At 38.3% G+C, this 23,648-nt stretch carries 29 protein-coding genes, 3 tRNA genes, 1 rRNA gene, 1 other RNA gene and 1 other annotated feature; of the genes, 28 read left to right on the top strand and 6 right to left on the bottom strand.

Going from position 1 to position 23,648, the window contains the following annotated elements; all coding sequences use genetic code 11:
- The 5 genes from rrf to serS form a co-directional block, all read left to right on the top strand.
- Window positions 1-92, top strand: a 5S ribosomal RNA gene (rrf, locus tag GGQ84_RS13065); the annotation flags it as partial.
- Between the two features lie 137 nt (window positions 93-229).
- On the top strand, window positions 230-1,114 hold the full coding sequence (pdxS, locus tag GGQ84_RS13060) for a pyridoxal 5'-phosphate synthase lyase subunit PdxS (RefSeq protein ID WP_429163259.1): 885 nt from the start codon (window positions 230-232) through the stop codon (window positions 1,112-1,114).
- Window positions 1,115-1,131: 17 nt separating this feature from the next.
- Window positions 1,132-1,719: a pyridoxal 5'-phosphate synthase glutaminase subunit PdxT gene (gene pdxT, locus GGQ84_RS13055; RefSeq protein ID WP_429163258.1), complete on the top strand. Its 588-nt coding sequence runs from the start codon at window positions 1,132-1,134 to the stop codon at window positions 1,717-1,719.
- 58 nt (window positions 1,720-1,777) lie between these two features.
- Window positions 1,778-1,978, top strand: a binding site (T-box leader).
- 62 nt (window positions 1,979-2,040) lie between these two features.
- Window positions 2,041-3,624, top strand: a complete 1,584-nt coding sequence (serA, locus tag GGQ84_RS13050) for a phosphoglycerate dehydrogenase (RefSeq protein WP_429163257.1) — start codon at window positions 2,041-2,043, stop codon at window positions 3,622-3,624.
- Between the two features lie 12 nt (window positions 3,625-3,636).
- Window positions 3,637-4,917 (top strand): serine--tRNA ligase, encoded by a 1,281-nt coding sequence (gene serS, locus GGQ84_RS13045; RefSeq protein ID WP_429163256.1) that lies wholly within the window; start codon window positions 3,637-3,639, stop codon window positions 4,915-4,917.
- Between the two features lie 31 nt (window positions 4,918-4,948).
- Here the strand turns inward: serS and GGQ84_RS13040 are convergent, their stop codons facing one another.
- A complete protein-coding gene (locus GGQ84_RS13040; RefSeq protein WP_429163255.1) occupies window positions 4,949-5,536 on the bottom strand; it encodes a hypothetical protein in 588 nt (195 codons plus the stop codon).
- A gap of 177 nt (window positions 5,537-5,713) precedes the next feature.
- Between GGQ84_RS13040 and GGQ84_RS13035 the strand changes: the two genes are divergently transcribed.
- The 3 genes from GGQ84_RS13035 (at window position 5,714) to tadA (ending at window position 6,510) form a co-directional block, all read left to right on the top strand.
- A tRNA-Ser gene (locus GGQ84_RS13035) sits at window positions 5,714-5,803 on the top strand.
- Between the two features lie 54 nt (window positions 5,804-5,857).
- Window positions 5,858-5,952: transfer RNA gene (locus tag GGQ84_RS13030), tRNA-Ser, on the top strand.
- Window positions 5,953-6,060: 108 nt separating this feature from the next.
- On the top strand, window positions 6,061-6,510 hold the full coding sequence (tadA, locus tag GGQ84_RS13025) for a tRNA adenosine(34) deaminase TadA (protein ID WP_429163254.1): 450 nt from the start codon (window positions 6,061-6,063) through the stop codon (window positions 6,508-6,510).
- Between the two features lies 1 nt (window position 6,511).
- On the opposite strand, the gene GGQ84_RS13020 is transcribed toward tadA, so the two are convergent.
- From GGQ84_RS13020 to mntR, 4 genes are all read right to left on the bottom strand, one after another.
- The gene (locus GGQ84_RS13020) at window positions 6,512-7,444 is read right to left on the bottom strand and encodes a metal ABC transporter solute-binding protein, Zn/Mn family (RefSeq protein WP_429163253.1); all 933 of its coding nucleotides are present in this window, start codon (window positions 7,442-7,444) and stop codon (window positions 6,512-6,514) included.
- Window positions 7,445-7,452: 8 nt separating this feature from the next.
- A complete protein-coding gene (locus GGQ84_RS13015) occupies window positions 7,453-8,340 on the bottom strand; it encodes a metal ABC transporter permease (RefSeq protein WP_429163252.1) in 888 nt (295 codons plus the stop codon).
- Window positions 8,340-9,095: a metal ABC transporter ATP-binding protein gene (locus tag GGQ84_RS13010; protein WP_429163251.1), complete on the bottom strand. Its 756-nt coding sequence runs from the start codon at window positions 9,093-9,095 to the stop codon at window positions 8,340-8,342. The genes GGQ84_RS13015 and GGQ84_RS13010 overlap by 1 nt, the downstream gene beginning before the upstream one ends.
- Window positions 9,096-9,252: 157 nt before the next feature.
- Window positions 9,253-9,756 carry a transcriptional regulator MntR gene (gene mntR / locus GGQ84_RS13005; protein WP_429163250.1) on the bottom strand — a complete coding sequence of 168 codons (504 nt, stop codon included), beginning with the start codon at window positions 9,754-9,756 and terminating at the stop codon, window positions 9,253-9,255.
- 166 nt (window positions 9,757-9,922) lie between these two features.
- Between mntR and rarD the strand changes: the two genes are divergently transcribed.
- The 20 genes from rarD to GGQ84_RS12905 all read left to right on the top strand — a co-directional run bounded on the left by rarD (window position 9,923) and on the right by GGQ84_RS12905 (window position 23,268).
- Window positions 9,923-10,846 carry an EamA family transporter RarD gene (gene rarD / locus GGQ84_RS13000; protein WP_429163249.1) on the top strand — a complete coding sequence of 308 codons (924 nt, stop codon included), beginning with the start codon at window positions 9,923-9,925 and terminating at the stop codon, window positions 10,844-10,846.
- Window positions 10,847-10,943: 97 nt separating this feature from the next.
- Window positions 10,944-11,486 (top strand): phosphatase PAP2 family protein, encoded by a 543-nt coding sequence (locus GGQ84_RS12995; protein WP_429163248.1) that lies wholly within the window; start codon window positions 10,944-10,946, stop codon window positions 11,484-11,486.
- Window positions 11,487-11,774: 288 nt separating this feature from the next.
- Window positions 11,775-12,404 (top strand): energy-coupling factor ABC transporter permease, encoded by a 630-nt coding sequence (locus GGQ84_RS12990; protein WP_429163247.1) that lies wholly within the window; start codon window positions 11,775-11,777, stop codon window positions 12,402-12,404.
- A 22-nt stretch (window positions 12,405-12,426) separates the two neighbouring features.
- Window positions 12,427-13,338: a DUF4198 domain-containing protein gene (locus GGQ84_RS12985; protein WP_429163246.1), complete on the top strand. Its 912-nt coding sequence runs from the start codon at window positions 12,427-12,429 to the stop codon at window positions 13,336-13,338.
- Between the two features lie 19 nt (window positions 13,339-13,357).
- Window positions 13,358-13,753 (top strand): hypothetical protein, encoded by a 396-nt coding sequence (locus GGQ84_RS12980; RefSeq protein WP_429163245.1) that lies wholly within the window; start codon window positions 13,358-13,360, stop codon window positions 13,751-13,753.
- A 104-nt stretch (window positions 13,754-13,857) separates the two neighbouring features.
- Window positions 13,858-14,844 (top strand): arsenic resistance protein, encoded by a 987-nt coding sequence (locus GGQ84_RS12975; RefSeq protein WP_429163244.1) that lies wholly within the window; start codon window positions 13,858-13,860, stop codon window positions 14,842-14,844.
- 43 nt (window positions 14,845-14,887) lie between these two features.
- Window positions 14,888-15,103, top strand: a complete 216-nt coding sequence (locus GGQ84_RS12970; protein WP_429163243.1) for a hypothetical protein — start codon at window positions 14,888-14,890, stop codon at window positions 15,101-15,103.
- Between the two features lie 67 nt (window positions 15,104-15,170).
- Entirely contained in the window at window positions 15,171-15,764 is a 594-nt protein-coding gene (locus tag GGQ84_RS12965) for a DedA family protein (protein WP_429163242.1), read from the top strand.
- Window positions 15,765-15,822: 58 nt separating this feature from the next.
- Window positions 15,823-15,915: transfer RNA gene (locus GGQ84_RS12960), tRNA-Ser, on the top strand.
- Window positions 15,916-16,026: 111 nt separating this feature from the next.
- An RNA gene (ffs, locus tag GGQ84_RS12955) (signal recognition particle sRNA large type) lies at window positions 16,027-16,292 on the top strand.
- 123 nt (window positions 16,293-16,415) lie between these two features.
- Complete coding sequence (dnaX, locus tag GGQ84_RS12950) at window positions 16,416-17,987, top strand: DNA polymerase III subunit gamma/tau (protein ID WP_429163241.1); 1,572 nt, start codon at window positions 16,416-16,418, stop codon at window positions 17,985-17,987.
- Window positions 17,988-17,989: 2 nt separating this feature from the next.
- Window positions 17,990-18,307: a YbaB/EbfC family nucleoid-associated protein gene (locus GGQ84_RS12945; RefSeq protein ID WP_429163240.1), complete on the top strand. Its 318-nt coding sequence runs from the start codon at window positions 17,990-17,992 to the stop codon at window positions 18,305-18,307.
- A gap of 8 nt (window positions 18,308-18,315) precedes the next feature.
- The gene (recR, locus tag GGQ84_RS12940; RefSeq protein ID WP_429163239.1) at window positions 18,316-18,915 is read left to right on the top strand and encodes a recombination mediator RecR; all 600 of its coding nucleotides are present in this window, start codon (window positions 18,316-18,318) and stop codon (window positions 18,913-18,915) included.
- A gap of 132 nt (window positions 18,916-19,047) precedes the next feature.
- Entirely contained in the window at window positions 19,048-19,320 is a 273-nt protein-coding gene (locus GGQ84_RS12935; protein WP_429163238.1) for a DUF2508 family protein, read from the top strand.
- On the top strand, window positions 19,317-19,586 hold the full coding sequence (locus tag GGQ84_RS12930) for a pro-sigmaK processing inhibitor BofA family protein (RefSeq protein ID WP_429163237.1): 270 nt from the start codon (window positions 19,317-19,319) through the stop codon (window positions 19,584-19,586). The genes GGQ84_RS12935 and GGQ84_RS12930 overlap by 4 nt, the downstream gene beginning before the upstream one ends.
- Before the next feature lie 235 nt (window positions 19,587-19,821).
- Entirely contained in the window at window positions 19,822-20,484 is a 663-nt protein-coding gene (locus GGQ84_RS12925) for a hypothetical protein (protein WP_429163236.1), read from the top strand.
- A gap of 59 nt (window positions 20,485-20,543) precedes the next feature.
- Window positions 20,544-21,629 carry a transketolase C-terminal domain-containing protein gene (locus GGQ84_RS12920; RefSeq protein WP_429163235.1) on the top strand — a complete coding sequence of 362 codons (1,086 nt, stop codon included), beginning with the start codon at window positions 20,544-20,546 and terminating at the stop codon, window positions 21,627-21,629.
- Between the two features lie 21 nt (window positions 21,630-21,650).
- Window positions 21,651-22,403 (top strand): thiamine pyrophosphate-dependent enzyme, encoded by a 753-nt coding sequence (locus tag GGQ84_RS12915; RefSeq protein WP_429163234.1) that lies wholly within the window; start codon window positions 21,651-21,653, stop codon window positions 22,401-22,403.
- A 2-nt stretch (window positions 22,404-22,405) separates the two neighbouring features.
- Window positions 22,406-22,981, top strand: a complete 576-nt coding sequence (locus GGQ84_RS12910; RefSeq protein ID WP_429163233.1) for a 2-oxoacid:ferredoxin oxidoreductase subunit gamma family protein — start codon at window positions 22,406-22,408, stop codon at window positions 22,979-22,981.
- Window positions 22,982-23,013: 32 nt separating this feature from the next.
- Complete coding sequence (locus GGQ84_RS12905) at window positions 23,014-23,268, top strand: 4Fe-4S dicluster domain-containing protein (RefSeq protein ID WP_429163260.1); 255 nt, start codon at window positions 23,014-23,016, stop codon at window positions 23,266-23,268.
- Between the two features lie 178 nt (window positions 23,269-23,446).
- Here GGQ84_RS12905 and GGQ84_RS12900 read toward each other — a convergent pair.
- Window positions 23,447-23,648: hypothetical protein (locus tag GGQ84_RS12900; RefSeq protein WP_429163232.1), on the bottom strand; the 202-nt coding region annotated here is incomplete at its 5' end.

Here is a 23,648-nt window from a genome sequence, read left to right as displayed (position 1 = left end):
CACCTGTTCCCATGCCGAACACAGCAGTTAAGTCCTTCAGCGCCAATGGTACTTGGACCGAGAGGTCCTGGGAGAGTAGGTCGCTGCCAGACAATCAGAAACACTCACTTTTGTGGGTGTTTTTGTGTTAAACACATAATCCTTGTTTTTTAATGTAGAATATAGTAAAATATTGAGATAAGGACGATACTGAATATATCAGTTAAATGAATATCTAGGAGGAATTAAAATGGCAGAAAAAGGTACAATAAAAGTTAAAACTGGTCTAGCTGAAATGTTAAAAGGTGGAGTAATTATGGATGTAACTACACCAGAACAAGCAAAGATTGCAGAAGAAGCTGGTGCATGTGCTGTTATGGCTTTAGAACGCGTTCCGGCTGATATTAGAGCAGCTGGAGGAGTTGCCAGAATGGCAGATCCTACTGTAGTAGATAAGATACTAGAAGTAGTTAGTATTCCAGTAATGGCCAAAGCTAGAATTGGTCACTTTGTAGAAGCACAAATTTTAGAATCCCTGGGTGTTGATTACATAGATGAAAGTGAAGTTTTAACACCTGCTGATGAAAGCTATCATATTAACAAAAACGATTTTAAAGTTCCCTTCGTTTGTGGTGCGAAAAATTTAGGTGAGGCTCTTAGAAGAATTGGTGAAGGTGCAGCTATGATTAGAACAAAAGGTGAGCCTGGAACAGGTAATGTAGTGGAAGCTGTAAAACACATGCGAACTGTAATGGGTGAAATCAGAAGGCTTCAAAATTTACCAAAAGAAGAGTTAATGACAGCAGCAAAAGATATGGCTGCCCCTTATGAGCTTGTACTACAAGTTGCTGAGCAAGGAAGGTTACCAGTGGTTAACTTTGCTGCTGGTGGTATAGCAACACCTGCTGATGCAGCTCTAATGATGCAATTGGGAGTAGATGGTGTATTTGTAGGCTCAGGCATATTCAAGTCTGGAGATCCTGTAAAGAGAGCTAAAGCGATAGTTGCGGCAACTACACATTATAAAGATGCTAAGATGTTAGCTGAGCTTTCAAGAGATTTAGGAGAACCAATGGTGGGAATAGAAATTTCATCATTAGAACCGCAAGAAAGAATGCAGGAGCGTGGCTGGTAATAGAAGGAGAGTAGTATATGAAAATAGGAATATTGGCATTGCAAGGAGCATTTAGAGAACATATAAAGTCTTTAGAGCAGTGCGGATGTGAAACTATAGAAATTCGAACAGTAAATGACTTAAATGAGATTGATGGATTAGTTATTCCTGGGGGAGAAAGCACCACTATAGGAAAATTACTCTGTGATTTTAAGATGATGGATGATATTAAAACTAAAGTGGAAAATGGGATGCCGATATTTGGAACATGTGCTGGTTTAATAATCCTGGCTAAGGATATACATGAAAGTGAACAACCAAGGTTAGGGTTAATGGATATATCAGCTAAAAGTAATGCCTTTGGACGTCAAGTTGATAGCTTTGAAGTAGATATAAACATAGACGTTTTAGGTGAGAAATCATTCCCTGCAGTATTTATTAGAGCGCCCTATATTGAAAAGGTTGAACCAAATGTAGGAATACTAGCAGAATACCGAGACAAAATAGTTATGGCGCGGCAGGGAAATGTATTAGCTTGTGCATTTCATCCTGAATTAACTGATGACTTAAGAGTACATCAATACTTTTTACAAATAGTTGCTGAATCCAAAGAAATAATGCAATAAAGATATTGACATGAAAGCTTTAATGGTTTATTATAATCAACAATAGAATAAACAGTATTTAAACACTATGACGGGGAATAGTACGTCAAGATACTAGTTACAGAGAGTTGGTGGTAGGTGCAAACCAACCTAGTATTGATGGAATCCACCCCCCGAGTGGAGGGCAAACCCCTACGGCGATAGTCGTTACATATTAGCAAGTGGACAGTTTTCTGTCAAATAGGGTGGCAACGCGGGAAAATAACCTCTCGTCCCTAGTATTATACTAGGGATTAGGGGTTTTTTTGTATATAAAAATAAGATTAAGAGGAGCTGAGAAGAGTGTTTAAAGTATTAGTAGCAGACCCAATTTCAGAAAAAGGAATTAATATTCTAAAAGAAAATGAGAATGTGCAGGTAGATGTAAAATTGAAGCTTGCAGAAGACGAGATCGCTTCTATAATAGAAGATTATCAAGCTATTATTGTAAGAAGTGGAGTTAAGGTAACTAGAAAGATAATTGAGAATGCATCTAATCTTAAAATTATAGCTAGAGCAGGTGTTGGTGTAGATAACATCGATTTAGAAGCAGCTACTGAAAACGGGGTAGTAGTAGTGAATGCCCCTGAGGGGAATACTATAGCAGCAGCTGAGCATACTATTGCCATGATTACTGGTATAGCTAGAAATGTACCCCAAGCTCACGCAGAACTAAGGCAAGGTAAATGGGAGCGCAAAAAGTACATGGGGGTAGAACTTAGAGATAAGGTACTAGGGGTAGTTGGGCTTGGCAAGATTGGTACTGAGGTAATAAAGAGAGCTATTGCTTTGGAAATGAGAATTTTAGGCTATGATCCATTTATCTCAGAAGAAATGGCAAGCAAATTGGGAATTGAGTTGGCAGATCTAGAAACAATCTACAAAGAAGCAGATATTATAACCATGCATGTGCCAAAAACAGATAAGACAAAGCACATGCTCGGAGCAGAACAGTTTGAGATGATGAAGCCAACAACTTATATAGTTAACGTTGCTAGAGGCGGCATAATAGACGAAGAAGCTCTTTATGAAGCTATAAAAAATAATAAAATAGCAGGTGCTGCTCTGGATGTTTTCGAATCCGAACCAGCTACAGATTCTCCTCTGTTTGAGTTCAACTCAGTAGTTGTTACACCTCACTTAGGTGCTTCTACAGAGGAAGCCCAAGTAAACGTGGCAATTGATGTAGCAAAGGATGTTAAGCGAGTAATTGAGGGGAAATTTGTTAAAAATCCAGTTAATATACCTGCTGTTAAAAATGAATACAAAGACGTTTTGAACCCATACTTAGAGCTTATGGAGAAAATGGGTAAGATATGTAGCAAGTTAGGAGAAGGTAGACTTAATAAAATTGAGGTTAAATATAGTGGTGAATTGGCAAACTACGATACTACATCTTTAACAAACACATGCTTAAAAGGATTATTGAGGCCAACCCTTGGGGATGAAGTTAACTATGTGAATGCGCCTTATATTGCAAAAAATAGAGACATAAAAGTCAAGGAAAGCAAGACTTCTGAAATAGAAAAATACGCTAACTTAGTAAGACTTGAGTTAACAACTGATGCAGGAGTCAGATCTGTAGAAGGTACTATTTTCAAACAAGGAGAGTTTAGGATAGTTGCAATAGATGGTTATTCCATTGATGTTGATCCAAAGGGTCATTTGCTTATAGTACCACATACAGATAAACCAGGTATTATCGGTTTAGTAGGTACATATCTAGGCGAAGATAACATTAATATTGCAGGTATGCAAGTGGGTCGTAAAGAATTAGGTGGTATAGCAGTAATGGTACTAGCTGTTGATGAGGCTGTTTCAGAAGAGACTATTGAGAAAATAAATAAAATCGAAGCAGTAGTAGATGTAAAATATGTAAAACTGTAAAGGGTGGTAGTAATGCTAGACTTAAAGCAGATCAGGAGTAATCCCGAAGCTGTACGCCAGGGATTAGCAAAAAGAGGAGAAGAGTTTGCAATAGATAAAATAGTTTTCTTGGATGAAAAATGGAGACAACTATTAGTAAAAGTGGAAGAAATGAAAAGTAGGCGGAATCAGGTTTCTGAGGAAATAGGAAAGTTAAAGCGATCAGGAGAAAATGCCGATGAAATGGTAATTGAGATGCGCGATGTTTCTCAGAAAATAAAAGAAGTAGATGAAGAAATAAGGAATATTGAAGCAGAAATAAATAAAGAGCTTCTTACTATTCCGAATGTCCCTCACGATTCTGTACCAGCAGGTACAACTGAAGAGGAAAATGAAGAAATTAGAGTATGGGGAGAACCTACTAAATTTGAATTTGAACCTAAAGCCCACTGGGATATTGGAACGGAACTGGACATTTTAGATTTTGAGCGTGGCGGAAAAGTTACAGGGGCAAGATTTACTTTTTATAAGGGTATGGGGGCTCAACTGGAAAGAGCTTTAATAAATTTCATGCTAGACATTCATACAAGTGAACATGGCTATGAGGAAATATTCCCGCCCTTTTTAGTCAATCGAGATAGCATGACTGGGACTGGTCAGTTACCAAAATTTGAAGATGATGCCTTTAAAGTCGCAGGTAGCGAGTTTTTCCTAATACCTACAGCTGAGGTTCCTGTAACTAACTTGTATAGAGATGAAATATTAACTGCTGAGCAGTTGCCTATTATGCACACTGCCTATAGTGCTTGCTTTAGAGCTGAAGCTGGAGCCCATGGAAGAGATACTAGAGGGCTTATTAGACAGCATCAGTTTAATAAAGTAGAGCTTGTGAAATTTGCACAACAAGATAACTCTTATGAGGAACTAGAAAAGTTAACTAATAGTGCAGAGGAAATATTAAAGAGGTTAGGACTACCATACAGAGTCGTTTGCCTGTGCGGAGGAGACTTAGGGTTTTCTGCAGCTAAAACATATGACTTAGAAGTTTACCTTCCAAGCTTTAATGGCTATAGGGAGATATCCTCATGCAGTAACTTTGAGGACTATCAAGCACGAAGGGCAAACATTAAGTATAGGCCTGAACCTAAAGCGAAGCCGATTTTGGTACACACACTTAATGGATCAGGGCTTGCAGTAGGACGTACTGTTTCAGCTATTTTAGAGAATTATCAGCAGGAAGATGGCACTGTAGCAATACCAGAGGCGTTGCAGCCTTATATGGGAGGAAAAAAGGTAATAGGAAAGAAAGGTTAAAAAAAGGGTGCTATCAGAGCACCCCTTTTTCTTATTTCCAAACAATATTATCAATAATCATATTGGCCCTTGGGTAAAATCCATCACCATATTCATAGGGGAAGTGAATTGTAATAGTAAATTCTTTTGCTTGGTACTCACCCTTGTAGATAGAACCAGTGGTATCAGCATCAGTGACAAAGTACGCTGCTTCTATGGCCCAAGGATAGTTGTCATAAGAAGAGAATTCTTCAACTATGGTCCAATCATTCTCATTAGCTACATCTACAATCCCCTTTTGAATTTTCACATAGACATCCTTGTTCTCAACTTGATTGAAGTTAGCATAAAACTTTACCCCATCTCCAGTTTTTGAGTCAAAAGCTTGAGCCTTCATGTCTTCTGGGTAGTAAGTATACATTGTATCATCTTCGTATAGTTGTAGATTGATTGTTTCTTCCATACCTTCAATCAGAATGATGGCTTCTTTAGTAGGAGGCAATTCTGAATACTGGCCATTTTTGCCATGATCATTTTGATCACCATTACTTGGAGCCTCCTGATCATTGCCGCAGGCTGTAAAGAGAAGACCTATGGCAAACATAAAAATGGTAAATAATATCAAGCCCTTTTTTTTCATTGATAATTCATCTCCTTTGTTGTATAATTAATTTCGTTGCTTATTTTATAAGACGTAAAACAAGCACAAATTGTTTCATAAAAGAATAAAAACATTCATTTATTATGTAAAAGATTTTCTTGACAAAAACATGATTTAATGATAAGATTACTATTGTTTTCACGTTTAATATTTCTAGGAGGGGTGTCCGAGCGGTTGAAGGAGGCGGTCTTGAAAACCGTTGAGCCTTTGCGGGTTCCGTGGGTTCGAATCCCACCCCCTCCGCCATTAAAGCTAATAATAAGCTACTAACTTTAGGTTAGTAGCTTTTTTAAAAAATATGGAGAGATGGCCGAGTAGGTCGAAGGCGGTCGCCTGCTAAGCGATTATACGGGCTAAAACCCGTATCGAGGGTTCGAATCCCTCTCTCTCCGCCATTTAATTTAGACCTCAGAGTCCACTAATAATAGTGGACTTTTTTACACCGATGGAGAGTATAACTTTCCATCGGTGTAAGTAAAACTAATATAAAAGGTGTGATACAAATGGATCACAATAAATACATGAAGCTAGCTATTGAAGAAGCAAAAAAAGCTGCTGCTCGAGGTGAAGTTCCAGTAGGTGCAGTAGCTGTTTTAGATGATCAAGTAGTGGCTACAGGTTATAATCAAAAGGAATTGAAACAAGACCCTACAGCCCATGCAGAGATTTTGGCTATTACAGGGGCAAGTAAGGTCTTGAATACATGGAGATTAAGTGGTGTTACACTTTATGTTACTTTAGAACCATGTACTATGTGTGCCGGCGCTATCGTTCAGTCTAGATTAGATAGGGTCGTATTTGGTGCCAGTGACATTAAAGGTGGAGCCTGCGGCACATGTTTTAACCTAGTTGATAGTTCATTACTCAACCACAGAGTTGAAGTTGTAGCTGGTATAGAGGAAGACCAGTGTAGTCAATTGCTAAAAGACTTCTTTAGAGGATTGAGAAATTAAGTTACTTACTTAAGCCTTTAAGCAAGGTATCTGTGTTGTGCTTCATCATGTCAATATATGTCTCAGCACCGCTCCCGGGTAAACCTACAGCATCAGTATAAAGCTCTCCTGCGATGGGAATATCAGCTTCATTGCTCACGGTATTCATATATCTACTGTCTACGGTTGTTTCTACAAAAAGTGCTGGGAGCTCTTTTTCAATAGCTAATTCTACAATGCGAGATATTTGTTGAGGAGTGCCTTCTTCATGGGAATTTAATTCCCAAATTCCCTCTGTGTGGAAGCCGTAGGCCTCACCATAATACTTCATAGCATTTTCACTAATTACTATAATTCTATTTTTTTCTGGGATTTGTTGTACTTGTTCTTTTATCCATGCATCTAACTTTTGCAGTTCAACTTTATAAGCAGCTGCATTTTCTCTATAATGCTCTTCTCCTTCCGGGTCTAATTCGATTAAAGCAGTTAAAATGTTTTCTACATAATAATCAGCAATTAACTGGATATCAAGCCATGCGTGGGGATCTGGTGTATCCTCACCAACCAAGGGAATGGGTGTAACCCCATCTATTGCGTGAATAATTTTTGTGTCGCTTACATTGCCTATATTAGCCTCAATTCCCTCTTCTAGATGAAAACCATTTAAAATAAACAGATCAGCATCGCTTATTTTTTGCATATCGCTGGGCAATAGCTCATAATCTTCAGGTTCTTCACCAATGGGGATAAGAAATTCAACTGTTCCTCTATCGCCTAAGATGTTTTCTACAAGATCACTTAATATAGACAGACTTGTTACAATATTTAAACCTTCATTTTCATTACCCTCACTTGCATCTTGCTCAACACTGTCTTGCCCGCATCCTGCAGCTACTACTAGAGTAAAGATTAGCACGATGCAGAGAGTAAATAAGGCTCCCTTTTTCTTAAACATTCTTACCTTCACACTCCTTTTAGTAATTTATTATTAGCACGAGCCATGTAGGCTCGATATTTTTGAAAAAATAAACCTTGTTTTGGTGAGAATAAAAAGCTCAAACCAAATAATATTGAAGCTACTAATACAATTGATGCACCTGTGGCCACATCGTAGATAAAGGAAAAGTAGACACCTGTTACTGCAGAAAACACTCCGAAAAACATGGATAGCAAAAGCATTATGGGCAAGCGATTTGTCAATAAATAGGCAGTAGCACCAGGGGTTATTAGCATAGCAACTACTAGAACTATACCCACAGTCTGCAGTGAAGCTACAGTAACTAAAGATAGGATTAACATTAGGGCGTAGTGGATTAGCTTTGTTGGTAAACCCACTGCTTGAGCCATAGTTGGATCAAAGGTGCTGAGCACTAATTGTTTGTAAAAGAGCAGGACACAGGTAATCACAAGGACCCCAATTGATAATGTCATCAGCAAGTCTGCTTGCGAAACGGCCAATACATTGCCAAAAAGGATATGCCACAGGTCTACTCCTGTTCCTCTTCTAGCTGTGATCATCACAATTCCCAAGGCAAAGCTGGCTGTAAACATTATGCCGATAGCAGAATCGTCTTTGATCTTGCTATTTTGTGAAATATAGCCTATTCCTAAGGCAGTGAGCACTCCAGTTATAACAGCACCGATAAAGAAACTAAATCCTAAAAAGTAGGCTATTGCTACTCCTGGCAAAACTGCGTGAGAGATAGCGTCCCCCATTAAAGCCATGCCCCTTAAGATAATAAAGCAGCCAATGAGCCCACAGATAATCCCAACTAAAATACCGGCCCCCATGGCATTTTGCAAATAAGTATAGCGAGCCAAGGCATCCAAGAAAAAATTTATATTTTCCATTACTGGTTCACCACCATGTATTCTTCGCTGTTAGAAAAAGCTGCTACTTTGCCATCATAAGCTTGCCGCAAATTATCTAGCTTAAAGACGTCTTCTCTTTTGCCACAGGCAATGAGCTTATTCTTTAAGAGAATTAAGCTGTCGAAATAGCTTTCTGCTTTACTCAAGTCGTGGTGAACTACAAATAATGTTTTGCCCTGGTTGCACATATTTTTTAGAAGACCCATAATCATATTTTCTGAAGTAATGTCAATTCCCGCAAAGGGCTCATCTAGGAAAAATAATTCTGCCTCCTGAGCTAAAGCTCGAGCTAAAAATACTCGCTGTTGTTGACCTCCTGATAATTGACCAATTTGTCTTTTCCGAAGATCATACATTTTTACTTGCTTAAGGCTATTTTCTACTATCTTATAATCTTTTTTTCTGGGGAAACCCCACCAGGATATGTGGGGGTAACGGCCCATCATAACAACATCTTCTACCAAAGCGGGGAAATCTAAGTCTATGGAACTGCGCTGGGGTACGTAGGCAATTTCTTTGCGCACTTTTACAATGGGCTTATTCATTATCTTGATCTGCCCACAATCAATACTCATTAAACCCATGATGGCCTTTATTAGAGTTGACTTTCCAGCTCCATTAGGGCCAATAATACCTACAATTTGTTGTGGAGTAATAGAGAAAGATATATCTTCGAAGGCTCTTTTTCCATCATAAGAAACTGTTAAATTGCTAACCTCAACAATTGAATTCATAGCATCTCCTCCTCAAAAGTCTTTTGACTTCAGAAAGTAGCAGCGAATAATAAAGTTAAATGCGGCTAACCTGAACTAATAGTATTATATTTTCCTATGCTATTTTGGTGTTTGTCTCATAGAATATTTTATTGAAACAAGAGAGCCCCAACTCCTATTAGGGTTGGGGCTCTCTTGGGTTCTCCTTTAAATAAGCTTCTTTGTACTTATAAAAGTCTTTTAAAAAATGCTGGTTATCCTTCATAAAACCTACTAAAGCAGAGATAACCCTATAGTTATTGAAGCTAAAATAGTGCTCCATAGTTTCTACGTCTTTTTGAAGGTTATCCGTTGCTTTTATTAAAGTGAGAAATTCTCGCAGGGTATTGTGACGATCTAGGAAATATTGACCCAGTTTTTTGCCTTCACTTGTAAGGTGAATCATTCCATATTTCTCATACTCTAACAGGTATTTTTCGCTAAGTTTTTGGATCATTTTGGTAACTGATGGAGGTTGTACGTTAAGACTTTCGGCTAAATCATTCACCCTGGTATAACCGTTTTTCTGACTTAAGCGATAAATCATTTCTAAATAATCTTCCATACTAGCAGTCAAAGCATTCTCCCGAGCTGATATTTCGTAACCTCGGGCAGTATAAAATTGTTCATCCATTTTATCCATTTCCCATGTACCTCCTAGAGAAAAACCTTCTTAGTAAACAATTATATGCACTAACTTTTTTAGACATAACTAAAACTGTAAATATATGATTTTTTTAGCTATTGATCTATATTGTTTAGTACAATACAATATAAGTATTTAATTAAGTGAGAAAGAAGGGCTAGAATTGGGAGAAGCAAGAGTTATTGGGGAGAGGGAAAAGGGTATTATCTTTGCACTAATAGCATATGTGGCGTGGGGTTTATTACCACTATACTGGAAGTTGTTAAATCAAGTGCCTGCAGACCAGGTTTTGGCCCATCGAATACTATGGTCTTTTTGTTTTGTTGGGATAATCTTGACCATAGCGGGTAGTTGGAAACGTGTAAAAACTACACTTTCTAGCTTTAAGCATTTAAAACTAATATTTGCATGCGGGTTTATTATTAGCTGTAACTGGTTTACCTATATTTGGGCTGTCAGTGTAGATCGTGTAGTTGAAGCCAGTATGGGATATTATATCAGTCCCCTTGTAACAGTATTATTAGGTGTAATTATCTTAAAAGAAAAGCTAAGCTTTTGGAGTTGGTTTGCAGTTATATTGGCAGGGGCAGGAGTGGCGGTTATGACGATTAATTATGGTCAAATTCCATGGGTTGCCCTAACTTTGGCACTTACCTTTGCCTTTTATGGATTAATGAAGAAGATGCTTAAGGTCGATTCTATTACTGGCCTGTTCTTGGAAACAGCTGTAATGATGCCATTGGCATTAGCGTATTTAATTTTTCAGCAATCACAGGGATTTGGAGCAGTAGGTAGTGTTTCTACTACTGTATTTCTACTGCTAGTGGGAGCTGGTGTGGCTACGGCTTCACCACTGTTGTTTTTTGCCATGGGTGCTCATCGGGTAGAACTGTCTACATTGGGTTTTATTCAATATATAGCTCCTACAATTAGTCTGTATTTAGGTGTAGTAGTGTTTAAGGAAGAGTTTACTCAGGCTCATATGATAGGGTTCGGTTTTATTTGGGTAGCATTATTTATTTACACTGCAGTTAACTTTAAATTTAAGAATAAGGTTCGCCAACAGGAAGTAGCTTCCAAAGCGTAGGCTCTTGACTTTTTCGGGTAGAGAATATACTATTTAAAATGTTAATGTTAAGAAAAGGTTAAAAGTCAAGTTTTTCTATAATTTGGGGGAGAGCAATATGCTAGCAACAATAGATGAGAAGCTTTTTCATATTTTCTTTAATACTACTATGGATAATGCACTGTTAGCCAACCTTTCTATATTTGCTACAAATATGTCGTCAAAATTATTTGCTATTATCTATATAACAATTATAGGGATTTTAATATGGAATCGTAGCAAAAAACTGATACCTTTTATAATTGCGCCTGCCACTGCGGTTGTAATAGTTCAATTGTTTAGATTCCTTTATGAAAGGCCGAGGCCCTTTGTGGCTTTAGAAATAGAGAGTTTAATATATCATGCTCCTAATGCATCTTTGCCCAGTATGCATGCAGTAAGTGCCTTTGTGATCGCTATGGCAATCTATTATGTATATAAAAAACTAGGGGTAATAATGCTACTTTTAGCTACTATGACTGCCTTGTCAAGGGTAATGGTTGGAGTACACTATCCCCTTGATATATTAGCTGGGGCGCTACTTGGAATAGCTCTTAGTGCATGTGTATTTAATTTTTCTAATTATTTTGAAATACGTGCAGGATTTTTAAAAGCCAGGTAGAATACCTTTAGATACAATCAAGTGGCAGAAGCCACTTATACATTATTGTTTTACGAACTTAATCTTAAAAAGATAATAACGACTAATTAAACTGCGAAAGTTTATTTCTGTCAGAAGACAGGGGTAATTTTTGCAGTTTTTTATTTTATGTTGGAGCTCACTAGGCAGAGCTTTAACCTCCTAATTTTCATATATACTTTTTTTAAGCATCTGTTGTTTGGATGCTTCCCTTTTAAAACTTCTGACCATAATTTTGGCCAGATTAAATAAATAGATGAGGTGATTTATTTGCATCTTCCAGACGGTGTTGTATCAGGTCAAATTAGCTTTTTGGGTTACGGATTATCCTTTTTGATTACAGTTGCGACTACAATTAAGCGAGAGCTTGCTCGAGAGATGGCAAAGATTAGTTTAGTGACTGCAGTTTTATTTGTTGCCTCAATTATTACTATCCCCATGGGATATACTACGGTACACTTTTCATTTTTGGGATTTGCTGGAGTTCTCTTAGGCCCTAGAGCCTTTGTTTCAGTAGCAATTGCTGTTTTTCTGCAGTTGATGCTGTTTAAGCACGGAGGAGTTAGCACCTTGGGCATCAACGTACTCAACCTAGGAATGGGAGCCCTTGTGGGCTGGCTAGTATTCAGCTCTAGTAAGTTTCTTATAAGGGAAAACGAAAGAAGACGCAACATTAAAGTAGTGACTGTATTTGCTGGACTAGCAGGAATGCTGGCAGGTGTCACAAAGGTGGGGATGGGGTCAACTGTATTATTTTTAAGTGGGTATCCAGTATCGGTAGCGGGAACGCTGTTTGCTGCCCATGTGCCCATATTTATCATCGAAGGAATAGCAACTGGCTTTTTAGCGGGAGCGCTTTTAAAAGCAGGTACTAAGGTACTTTACATAAAGAATATATAAGTTAAAACGTGGAGGGGACAGAATGAAGAAAATTAAAATGTTGGCATTAACATTAGTATGCACTATGCTCTTTGCAACATCGGCCTGGGCTCACGAGCTCTGGTTGGAGACAGATGGCCAAGGAGAGGTGGGAGAAGAGCATACTGTAGATGTGTTTTGGGGACATTTTCCTAAGAATATAGATCCTGATAGTGCCTACTTTGATGCTATAGCAGAAGGACAGATTTGGCTTCTTACTCCCCGGGGAGAGAAGGTTGACCTAGAGATGGAGAAGCTAGATGATCGCTATCGAGTTGTATTTACCCCTGATATGGGTGGAGACTATCAGGTTATTTTTTATCACGACAGAGGAGTTCTTGATTTTCGTCATGGGGAGCCACAGGGAATCCAGAATGTAGCCACTACGGCCAAGGCTTATGTGAATGTTTACGGTGACGAGGATGTGGAGGCGTGGGATCAATTATCAGGACTGCCCTTTGAAGTGCGAGTACTCACAGATGTAGGTCATTTGCACGCCGGTGAAGAAGTGGAAGCTCAATTAATGTACAGTGGAGAACCACTTAGTCAAGTAGATATTATTATAATTTCTCCCGAGGAGCAGGTAACAGAAGCAACAACTGACCAAGAAGGAAAATTTAGCTTTACCTGCACCATGGATGGACCTTGGCTGATAAAGGCAGGTTATTTTGACCATAGTATTGATAAAGTAGATGGAGAAGAGGTTCTTGGAGCTCGCTTTACTACTACAGCACTGATTAACTCTAATAGCTATGAATCTCAAGCTATTGTTGCAGATGAGCAAGTAGAAGCTTCAGATACTGCAGAGGTGGTAGGTGACGCTAAAAGTGATGAAGGAAGCAGTACTTATCTATATATAATAGCTGCGGTACTATTGGTAGGGGCAGGAGTTATGTTTGTTAAAAGCAAAAAATAAGGAAAGGGGAAGTGAGTAATTGAGATTTTCTGTAATAGCTATAATAATGGCAATAACTTTTTTAAGCTTTTCTGAAGAAGCCTATGCTCATAGAATGTTAATTCGAGATATGGAGCCTGGTATAGTCAAGGTAATATACGACGATGGTACAATTGCCAAGAGGGCTCAAGTAATACTTTACAGTGGGCAGGATGAAGAGTTATTTAAAGGTAATGTCAGTGAGGAAGGAATTTTCAATTATGACAAGACGCTGCAGCCCAGTAAAGCAGTTGCTGATGATGGAATGGGCCATAGAGCTGAATACGACTTCTCCAAAGGAGAAGTAATAGAAACATCCAACACTCCTAAGGCCGTGTTGGGAGTGTCTATGCTAGTCTTTATTGCTGCCTTTTTTAATTATAGGAACAAGAAGTAGGTGGGTTGTCCAAAGGTTGATGTAACCTTTTGGGCAGCCTGTTTATTTTGCAGCTGGAATATAATATAATAATGGGAAATGAGTGAATAAAGGGGATAAAATATATGAGTGAGGATGAGGAGTTAAGTAAGCTGGAAAAGCTTCAGTCACTTTTTATTGCAATTGCAATAGCTATAGGTCTACTACTAAGCTCCTTTGAGTTAGTTGCAAAACACGCGGGAAGCTTAATTGTCCCTGCATTAGTTATTATGCTGTTTTTGATTTTTCTACAGCTGCCCTTAAAAAATCTAAAGGCTGGATTTACTAACGGTAAAGTAGCAATGCTCAGCATAGCTATTAATTTTATTGTAACACCTGTATTGGCCTACTTGTTGGGTAGCCTGTTTTTACAGCAGTATCCCCAGTTGTGGGTAGGCTTTTTTATGCTGATGATCACTCCCTGCACTGACTGGTATCTGGTTTTTATTAGCCTCTCAAAGGGAGATGTGGGATTGGGCTTGAGCTTGCTTCCCTGGAATCTATTGCTACAGCTATTGTTGCTGCCAGCCTATTTGGCATTTTTTGCAGGAACTATAATTGAAATTGACGGCAGCCTGTTGCTGTGGAGTATTATAACGGTACTTTTACTGCCCTTAGTTGTAGCCTTTTTGATTAGGATAGTAGCTATAAAAACAAAAGGGGAGGAATTTTTCAAATGTAGGGTAGAACCCATGGGCAATTATCAATTTATCTTCCTTTTGATTGCCATCGGGGCCATGTTTGCCTCACAGGGCGCTGAGCTACTGAGTAACTTAAAGCATATGCTCACCTTACTCATGCCTATAGGTGCTTTTTTTGTAATTATATATGTGTTAAATCAGCTATTAGCAAGTCGATTATCATTTAAGTACGGTGAAAGAGTGACCATTACCTTTACTACTATGGCAAGAAATTCGCCCTTGGCTCTGGCTATAGCAGTTACTGCGTTTCCGGATCAACCTCTGATAGCCTTGGTTTTAATAGCTGGACCTTTGATAGAGATACCTCTACTTTACATAGTTTCTAAGCTACTGATTAAAAGAAAAGCAGCCTTTACTAAAACCGACTATTGATGTATAATTATATCGAACAAATATTCGATAGGGGGTTTATCTTATGCTTTCTCACATTGAGCGGAAGGTGCTGAGGATTACGCTGAATATGGCCATAACCAGAAAAGGCTCTCCTACAGTTAGGGACTTGTGTATAAAAACTGGTAGAAGTCCTAAGAGTATGTTAGCTGTTATTAGGGAGTTAGAGCAGAAAAATTATTTAACTTATGATGGGCAAGAAATTGTGCTGAAAGAGCACTTCTTACAGCATCTTTACTAGAAGGGCAGTTCTTAAAATCCACTCATGAGCATAAATTAAGGTTAAATTAGCTCGTGGAGGGAAAAAATTGCTGGAAACTATTATTAAGCTTTTGGAGCAATACAGCTATCCACTGATATTTTTTGGCACCATGGTGGATCAGTCTGGGGTGCCAGTTTTCATAATAATGGCAGGGGTGTTTTGTTCAACGGGAAAAATTGAAGCCACATCTGGATTTATTACAATTATGGTGGCATTAATTATAAGTGATTTCCTATTATTATACTTGGGCAATTATATTAAGCGATACAAGTGGGGCTACAGTAAGCTCCTACCTACCTTCTTAGTGCTATTTTTTAATAAATATGGGGGAAAGGTAGTACGCATAGGTGCCCACACAATTTCTAAAAACCAGCTGCTATTTTACATTTTTTCAAAGCACCTGCCTGGTGTGGGTAAGGTGGTGCCCATGTTCGTAGGGTATACAGGCAAGAGCAAGTTGAAAGCGATGCTACTTTTCACCATAGGAAATCTGATATACGGGAGTATTTTTTATTTTATTGGGTTTGTGGTAGGAACTGCAGTTATAAATCACTCCTTAATAATTGGCTTGGCTATGGTTTTGGCATTTGGCCTAATATACCTATTATTTGCCAAGAAGGTGGAGGACATCAACTATTGACATTTTAAGCGGATTAGACTATAATATTAATTCGTTGGACAAATTATATAACATCTATGGAGAGGTGGCTGAGTGGCTGAAGGCGCTCGCCTGGAAAGCGAGTAGATGGGTTATACCTGTCTCGAGGGTTCAAATCCCTCTCTCTCCGCCATTGCATACTAGGACCCAGATTTTACTGGGTTTTAATATATCTACATTCCTTGTATTTAGGGGAATAATGGTGTATAATACTATTTACAGCTAAAAATGATATAAAGTTTGGTCGCGCTAGATGGGGAGGTAGCGGTGCCCTGTACTCGCAATCCGCTATAGCGAGGTCGAATGCTCGCCCTCGGAGTATTTCTTGTGAGGTCTGGCTCAGGTAAGTGGTGTTGACGAATGGGTCCTACGCAACAAGAAATTGTGAACCCCGTCAGATCCGGAAGGAAGCAGCGGTAAGCAATCAAGCTTGTGTGCCGTAGGGTTGCCTGTTTTGAGCTAACTGTTTGAGTAACGCTCGGAAGTTTACTTCAAAGGCGAGCTGCGCGGCCATTATAAATAATAAATAGAAGATGGCCAGTGTGCCGTCTTTTTTTCTATTTCCATTATTGATTTTGAGAAATGCTTGTTCTATAATTTGAAGCAACGATAAAGGGAAGCAAGGTGACAAATATGAGCTATATTGCCCTGTACAGATCTTGGAGACCCCATAACTTTAAACTAATTGTAGGTCAAGAGCATATAAGTAAGACTCTAAAGAACGCTGTTAAGAATGAGCGAATTGCTCATGCTTACCTGTTTTGTGGCCCGAGGGGGACAGGTAAGACTACTAGTGCTCAGGTCTTGGCTAAGGCAGTAAACTGTTTAAACCTATCCGAGGGAGAGCCTTGTAATGAATGTGAAGTTTGCACCAGTATTAATCGCGGTTCAGCATATGATGTAATTGAGATTGATGGGGCATCCAATCGAGGTATTGATGAGATAAGAGATTTAAAGGAAAAGGTTAAGTTTGCACCTACCCAATGTAAGTATAAAGTATACATTATAGATGAAGTACATATGTTAACCACAGAAGCTTTTAACGCTCTGTTAAAAACCTTAGAAGAGCCGCCAAAGCATGTGATTTTTATTCTGGCAACTACCGAGCCTCATAAATTACCATTGACAATACTGTCCCGGTGCCAGCGATTTGATTTTAAACGAATAACAAATAATGATATTATAAATCAATTACAGTTTATTTGTGCAGAGAGCAGTATAGAAGCTGACTACGAGGCTCTTTATTTGATAGCTCGGGCTGCCGAGGGAGGGATGAGAGATGCACTCAGCCTCTTAGACCAAGCTATAACATTTACCAGTGGAAGAATAACTACTAGTGATATAACTGATATTATTGGTACTGTTGGTGATGAATTGTATATAGATTTTAGCCAAAAAATATTAGAATGCGATAGTTCAGGATTACTCTTTATCATAGATGAAATGTCCCGAGAGGGAAAAGATTTAGGGCAGTTTATATGGGGCTTGATTGACCATTATCGCAATTTGCTAGTTTTAAAATTTGGTGGAGATAAAGATTTAGTTAACTTACCGGAACAGTTTCTTGAGCAACTTGAGCTACAAGTAAAGTCATACAGCCAGGAAAGAATCTACCAAGCGATTGATTTATTAACTCAGATAGAACGAGAAATGCGCTATGCAGTTAATCAAAAACTATTAGTTGAGATGATTTCTATTAAGTTGGCTAGGGGAGTTGAAGAAAAGAAATTTGTCCAAGTTGACACAAGGGAAAAGTCTAAGGTAAAATTAGATAAACAACCTAAACAAGGGCAGTCTAAGCCTGAGGTGAAATCGGAAAGTCAAAGCACTGCCCAATTTAATATTGAGAACATAAAAACTAAGTGGCAACAAATCTTAAATAAGGTAAAGCAAAAGAAAATATCACTTCACGCTTTTTTGTTAGAGGCGCAACCTGCTAAAATCCATGATAATGTCTTAACGATTGCATTTGATCCTGGATACGGCTTTCACCGGGAAAAAGCAGACCAACGAGACAATAGAGAAATTTTAGCGGAAGCTATAAAAGAGGTTACATCTTATGAAATACAGGTAGCTACTGCTATTAGAGATAGCGAAGCTGATGAAAAAGGACAAGTGCAAGGTGAAAGTAGCTTTGTAGAAGATGCGAAAGAGTTTTTTGGAGAAGAGTATGTTAATGTTATAAATAAAGATAGGGAGGTTTAAAAATGGGTTTTGGAAATATGAACAAGATGATGAAACAAGCACAAAAAATGCAAGCGCAAATGGAAAAAATGCAAGCAGAACTAGCTGAAAAGGAAGTTGAAGCTAGTGCAGGTGGTGGAGTGGTGACAGCTGTAGCTAACGGTAAACAGGAAGTTGTGTCAATCAAAATTAAGCCTGAAGCAGTTGATCCAGATGACGTAGAAATGATGGAAGACTTAGTTTTAGCTGCAGTTAATGAAGCATTGAGAAAATCTCAAGAAATGATGAGTCAGGAAATGAGTAAGATTACTGGTGGCATGAAAATGCCTGGCTTATTTTAAGTAGAAATATGCTTTACTACGCAAAACCTATAGCAAGATTAATAGAGGAACTCAGTAAACTGCCAAGTGTTGGGCCCAAAACTGCACAACGCCTGGCGTTTTACATTTTAAATTCCCCTCAAACAGAGGCTAATAAATTGGCTCAGGCTATAATTGATGCTAAAGAAAAAACAAGATACTGCTCCCTTTGTAATAACTTAACTGAAGCAGATCCGTGCATTATTTGTGAAAGTCAAAAGCGGGATAAAAGCATCATCTGTGTAGTGGAAGAGCCCAGGGATATAGTAGCTATTGAAAAAACAGGGGAGTACAAAGGATTGTACCATGTTCTTCATGGGGCTATTTCACCAATGGATGGAATAGGGCCCGAGCAATTAAAGCTAGATCAATTGCTCTATAGAGCTAAAAAAGAAAATGTTAAGGAAATAGTAGTTGCAACTAACCCCAATGTGGAAGGTGAAGCTACTGCTATGTATATTTCCAAATTAGTTAAGCCCTTAGAGGTTAAAACTACTCGCATAGCTCATGGATTGCCCATGGGTGGAGATTTGGAGTATGCAGACCAAATGACCTTGCTCAAAGCTTTAGAGGGACGAAGGGAAATATAAGAATAAAAATAGGAAGTAGTCTTTTGGGGGCTACTTCTTTTTTACTCCCCAATGACTTTTCCAATGAAAATTGAGTAATTAACCTGAAACTTGTACATATATATATGGAAAAGTGGTTTTGGGAGGATGAGCATGAAAAACCTAAATAATTTAATTAATCATTTAGCATCACAAGTGATTAAGGTAGAAGAGTCCCAAGATGATCTCGGTAGAAGTTTAGAAGAAGCTAAGAGAGAATGGAAGATAGCTAATCAATACTTTAATCAGGTGACCGATGAAAAATTAATAGATTATGCTATTCATCGCATGGAAGCAGCTGAAAGAAGATATATGTACTTGATGGAGGAAATGAGGAAGCAGCATACACAAGGTACCCATAACGAAGATCAGGAGGTATTGAAATGAGCTTTGATTTGAATATGTTATTTGCCATATTACTTGTGATTTTCCTAATATGGATTATTGGGAAAATATTACTAAAGCCTTTAAAGCTAGTTGTAAAGTTACTTTATAATTCTCTTATAGGTTTGATACTACTTTTAGTAATCAATTTTCTTGGAGCTTATATTGGTTTTACAATAGCTATTAATATTGTTACTGTGCTCGTAGCGGGCTTTCTTGGTATTCCGGGAATAATACTACTCTTAATACTACAATTCATACTTGTGTAAAATTTGAATTAGTCCTATCAATGTTGCTTTTCGAAAAATTAACAACTAACTTAATTCTTTGTCCTTTGTTGACTCTATATAAAAATTTAAAGTATACTTATCCTTGTCTAGGATAGTAATGGCAACAAGTTTAAACTTGTTGCTTTTGTTATTTAGTGATAAAATTTGCGGTATTTTCAAATAATAAAAAGAGTTGATTTCAAAAAAGGTTTAACTAAGTGAGGTGACTGGATAATTGAGTAGAATTGTAGAAGCTTACATAGGAGAGTACGCTAGCGGGAAAAGTGAAAATGCGGTTAATCGAGCAATACAATTGGCAAAAGAGGGGCGGAAAGTCACCATAGTTGATTTGGATTTAGTTGAGCCGTTTTATACATTGCGTCCTATCAAAAAGGAATTAATGAGTTTGGGGATTGATGTAGTGGCCTGGGAAACTAAAGAAACCCTGGGCTTAGGTGAAGCTGGTTCAGTAATAAAACCTGAAATGCGATGGGTTTTAAGACGTACAGGGGATCTAATATTAGATATAGGTTATGGTGTAGAGGGGGCAAAAACCCTCAACATTATTGAAGGTATAGAAGATGAAGAAGCTTTCAAAGTAATAGTTGTAGTTAATGTTAGTAGACCAATGACTTCATCTGAGGAAGATATAGTGGAATACTTGCAAAGTCTAGGACAAGTAGATGGGATTGTCAATAATACACACTTAGGCGATGAAACTGACCTGGATGTAATCCAGCAAGGAGCCAAAGTAGTTACATCTGTTGCCAACAAGCTGTCAACTCCAGTAATAGCTACTGCAGTTGACGAAAAGTTTGCAGCAGATATAGGCGAAACCGATTGTATGGGAAACAGTATACGTGTTTTGCATCGCTACATGCCCAAGACATTTTGGTAAGTAACCATTTTTCCCAGACTATTTAAAAGTAAGGAGAACTAATAGGAGGTGTTTTACTCATGGCTAAAAAGCCAATTGAAGGAGAAAAGAAAGTTTTTATGACGGGTAACGAAGTAGTGGCCTGGGCAGCTCTTGCTGCAGATGTGGATATTATGTACGGTTACCCAATCACTCCTCAAAACGAAGTAATGCATTATTGGACTCGATTAGCACCAAAGCATGACAAAAAATTCTTACAAACTGAGGATGAAATCTCAGCAGGTTTTACTACAGTTGGAGGTGTGCTATCAGGAAAGAAAGCGTTCACTGCAACTGCGGGGCCTGGAAACACATTGATGCAAGAACCAATATCAATGGCAGAAATGATGAGAATTCCAACTGTTCTTGTAGTTCAACAGCGTGGGGGCCCATCAACTGCAACAGTTATTTACTCGCAGCAGGAAGTAACTTTGACCTGTTATGGTGGAAACGGAGAGGGACTAAGGATAGTTTATTCTACAGCAACTCACCAAGAGCTGTATGACTACACTATCAAGTCTTTCAATACTGCATGGAAATATCGCTTCCCAACATTTGTTTTGGGCGATGGGTATCAAGCAAAAATGAGAGAGCCGTTAACTATGTATGATCCTGCTGAAAGAGGAATTGAGATGGTAGAGCCTACTCCACTAGTGGGACAACCAGGAACTCCAGGAGTAGACAGAGATCCAAATCACTTGAGAAATACTTATAACACGGAAGAAGAGCTATTTGATGTAATCAAGCAGCAGGTTAAAGAATATGAAGAAATTTCTCCAGAGTTGGTAGAGTATGATGCTAAGAATGTAGAAGATGCTGACATAGTATTGGTATCCCATGGTGTTGTTTCAAGAGCAGCATTAGGTGCTATGGATCAACTGAGAAAAGAAGGCATCAAAGTTGGTTACTTTAGACCAATTACCCTTCGACCTTTCCCAGAAAAGCAATTAAGGGAAGTAGCAGACAACACTAAGAAGCTTATGGTTATTGAATCTGCTGAAGGACAATTTGAAAAACTAGTTAAGCATGCAATTTTTGGAACAACTACACCAATTGAGCAATATTTTAGACCTGGTATTGGTATTACAGCAGAAGAGCTTATAGATAAAGTAAAGAGTACTTTATAATTCCGGAAGGAGGTTACGGATATGAGTTTACAACCAGCAATGCCTAAATCATGGCGTGTTGAAACAAAACCACATAAATTTTGTCCAGGGTGTGGACATGGATTAGTATTGAAGGCATTAGGTGAAGTTATTGATGAATTGGGAATTCAGGATAAAATAGTTTTTGGTTGCGATATTGGCTGTTCTCTTTTAACTTGGGATTTCTTCAACGTGGATACAGTTCAAACTCACCACGGAAGAACAACTCCAGTTATAGCTGGAATTAAAAGAGCAAGACCTGAATTACTTGGAATTGCGTATATGGGTGATGGCGGCGGATATGCCATTGGTTCACAGCACTTAGTAAACGCTGCAGGTAGAAATGAAAGAATGTTTGTATTGCTAGTAAACAATGCAAACTACGGTATGACAGGTGGACAAATGGCACCTACAACTCTACCGGGCATGAAAACTGAAACATCTCCTTATGGACGTGATGTTGAGAGCACAGGAAATCCGACTCAGGGTCCAGAAATGGTTGCAGCAATTGCACCAGAAGGGTCTTATGTGGCTCGAGGAACAGTTTCAAACATGAGACAGCTGAAAAAGTTCATTAAAAAGGCCCTAGAAAACCAAGTAAACGGAAATGGATTTTCTTTTGTTGAAGCCTTGGCGGGTTGTCCTACAAACTGGAGAACTAATGCTCAAAAGACATGGGAATTTATTGAAAAAGATATGCCTAAGTTCTTTAAAGTGGGCGAACTAAAAGTACCCGGTGAAAATAAGGAGGGTTAATAATGGCGAATATAAGTAAAATTGCTTTGGCTGGTGAAGGTGGCCAAGGTGTTCAATCAGTAGCTGGAATTATTACTGATGCAGCATACAATGAAGGCAAAGACGCCATGTACATTCCTAACTTTGGTGTAGAGCAACGTGGTGGGGTATCCATTGCCTTTGTTCAAATCGCAGACGATAAAGGCGTCACTATTGGTTCACCTAAATTCAAAAGGGGTGACATTGTTATTGCGTTGAGTGATCGTGCTGTAAAAAGAACTCAACAATATGTAGATGAAAACACAGTATTTGTTTACGATGCTGCAATTGAAGGAGTAGAAGAAGATCTACCTAAAAACGCAAAACAAGTATTTGCTATTCCAGCAATAGAAGTAGCAAAAAATGAGCTTCATCCAAGAGTATTTAATGTAATTATCATGGGTGCGGTCATTGGTGCAACAGGTGTAGTATCGCTAGAAGAAGCGAAAAAAGCTATTGAAGCTAAATTAGGATACAAGTTTGAGCAAAACCCTAAATTGAGAGAATTAAACTTTAAAGCTCTTGAGCGGGGCGTAGAACTAGTAAAAGAAGCGCTTTAATTTAAACGTTAAAGGGGGGTTAAGCTATGTCAATGACTGATAAAGCCCTGACATTTGAAGGTGTAAAAGGAAAATTTACTATCTTCCCTGGTATGTGTAAGGGTTGTGGCCTCTGTATTGAAAAGTGTCCAGTTAAAATTATTGAGTGGTCTAAAGCATTAGGTGTATACGGGACACCAGCAGTGGAAGTAAACGACGCTGATAAATGTATAGCATGTAACATGTGTCAGCTTGTATGTCCAGACTGCGCTATTGTAATAGAGAAGGTTGGAACTAAAGCAAAGTAACGTTATATGCGTATTTTTTAAGTAAAGAGCTGGGTTATATTAACCTGGCTCTTTATTTTATTTTCTTTACACCATAAAATACTTGACGGTACAAATACTATGTGGTATATTAGTATATGCGCTTTGGGAGACATGCTTTATAGATAAAAAGCATTGACAAACTAAAGTTAGCATGTTACTATATATAAGTCGCTTGAAACGGGTGACGCAAAACACATTGAAAAAAAGTTCTTGACACATCACTAGATGATGTGGTAAGATAATAAAACTCGCCAAAACGGCGGCGAACAAGTTGGTCTTTGAAAACTAAACAGTTGTGCGATTTAAAAAGAAAAGAACCACACAGTTCTTTTGAAGTAATTAAGAAATTAGCCAAAGTT

Source organism: Desulfitispora alkaliphila (assembly GCF_050433185.1).
Lineage (GTDB): Bacteria > Bacillota > Desulfitisporia > Desulfitisporales > Desulfitisporaceae > Desulfitispora > Desulfitispora alkaliphila.
Note: the sequence above shows the minus strand (reverse complement) of the source record. Positions and strands in the feature narration are given on the sequence as shown.

Bases quoted from the DNA above. Each gene is read 5' to 3' on its own strand.
- GGQ84_RS12935 (WP_429163238.1), top strand. From the start codon at position 19,048: ATGAAAAACCTAAATAATTTAATTAATCATTTAGCATCACAAGTGATT.
- GGQ84_RS12910 (WP_429163233.1), top strand. From the start codon at position 22,406: ATGGCGAATATAAGTAAAATTGCTTTGGCTGGTGAAGGTGGCCAAGGT.
- GGQ84_RS12915 (WP_429163234.1), top strand. From the start codon at position 21,651: ATGAGTTTACAACCAGCAATGCCTAAATCATGGCGTGTTGAAACAAAA.
- GGQ84_RS12975 (WP_429163244.1), top strand. From the start codon at position 13,858: ATGAGTGAGGATGAGGAGTTAAGTAAGCTGGAAAAGCTTCAGTCACTT.
- dnaX (WP_429163241.1), top strand. From the start codon at position 16,416: ATGAGCTATATTGCCCTGTACAGATCTTGGAGACCCCATAACTTTAAA.
- GGQ84_RS12985 (WP_429163246.1), top strand. From the start codon at position 12,427: ATGAAGAAAATTAAAATGTTGGCATTAACATTAGTATGCACTATGCTC.
- GGQ84_RS12920 (WP_429163235.1), top strand. From the start codon at position 20,544: ATGGCTAAAAAGCCAATTGAAGGAGAAAAGAAAGTTTTTATGACGGGT.
- GGQ84_RS13015 (WP_429163252.1), bottom strand. From the start codon at position 8,340: ATGGAAAATATAAATTTTTTCTTGGATGCCTTGGCTCGCTATACTTAT.
- GGQ84_RS13020 (WP_429163253.1), bottom strand. From the start codon at position 7,444: ATGTTTAAGAAAAAGGGAGCCTTATTTACTCTCTGCATCGTGCTAATC.
- GGQ84_RS13040 (WP_429163255.1), bottom strand. From the start codon at position 5,536: ATGAAAAAAAAGGGCTTGATATTATTTACCATTTTTATGTTTGCCATA.
- GGQ84_RS12945 (WP_429163240.1), top strand. From the start codon at position 17,990: ATGGGTTTTGGAAATATGAACAAGATGATGAAACAAGCACAAAAAATG.
- pdxS (WP_429163259.1), top strand. From the start codon at position 230: ATGGCAGAAAAAGGTACAATAAAAGTTAAAACTGGTCTAGCTGAAATG.
- pdxT (WP_429163258.1), top strand. From the start codon at position 1,132: ATGAAAATAGGAATATTGGCATTGCAAGGAGCATTTAGAGAACATATA.
- recR (WP_429163239.1), top strand. From the start codon at position 18,316: ATGCTTTACTACGCAAAACCTATAGCAAGATTAATAGAGGAACTCAGT.
- GGQ84_RS12970 (WP_429163243.1), top strand. From the start codon at position 14,888: ATGCTTTCTCACATTGAGCGGAAGGTGCTGAGGATTACGCTGAATATG.
- GGQ84_RS12995 (WP_429163248.1), top strand. From the start codon at position 10,944: ATGCTAGCAACAATAGATGAGAAGCTTTTTCATATTTTCTTTAATACT.
- serS (WP_429163256.1), top strand. From the start codon at position 3,637: ATGCTAGACTTAAAGCAGATCAGGAGTAATCCCGAAGCTGTACGCCAG.
- GGQ84_RS12930 (WP_429163237.1), top strand. From the start codon at position 19,317: ATGAGCTTTGATTTGAATATGTTATTTGCCATATTACTTGTGATTTTC.
- tadA (WP_429163254.1), top strand. From the start codon at position 6,061: ATGGATCACAATAAATACATGAAGCTAGCTATTGAAGAAGCAAAAAAA.
- GGQ84_RS12905 (WP_429163260.1), top strand. From the start codon at position 23,014: ATGACTGATAAAGCCCTGACATTTGAAGGTGTAAAAGGAAAATTTACT.
- mntR (WP_429163250.1), bottom strand. From the start codon at position 9,756: ATGGATAAAATGGATGAACAATTTTATACTGCCCGAGGTTACGAAATA.
- GGQ84_RS13010 (WP_429163251.1), bottom strand. From the start codon at position 9,095: ATGAATTCAATTGTTGAGGTTAGCAATTTAACAGTTTCTTATGATGGA.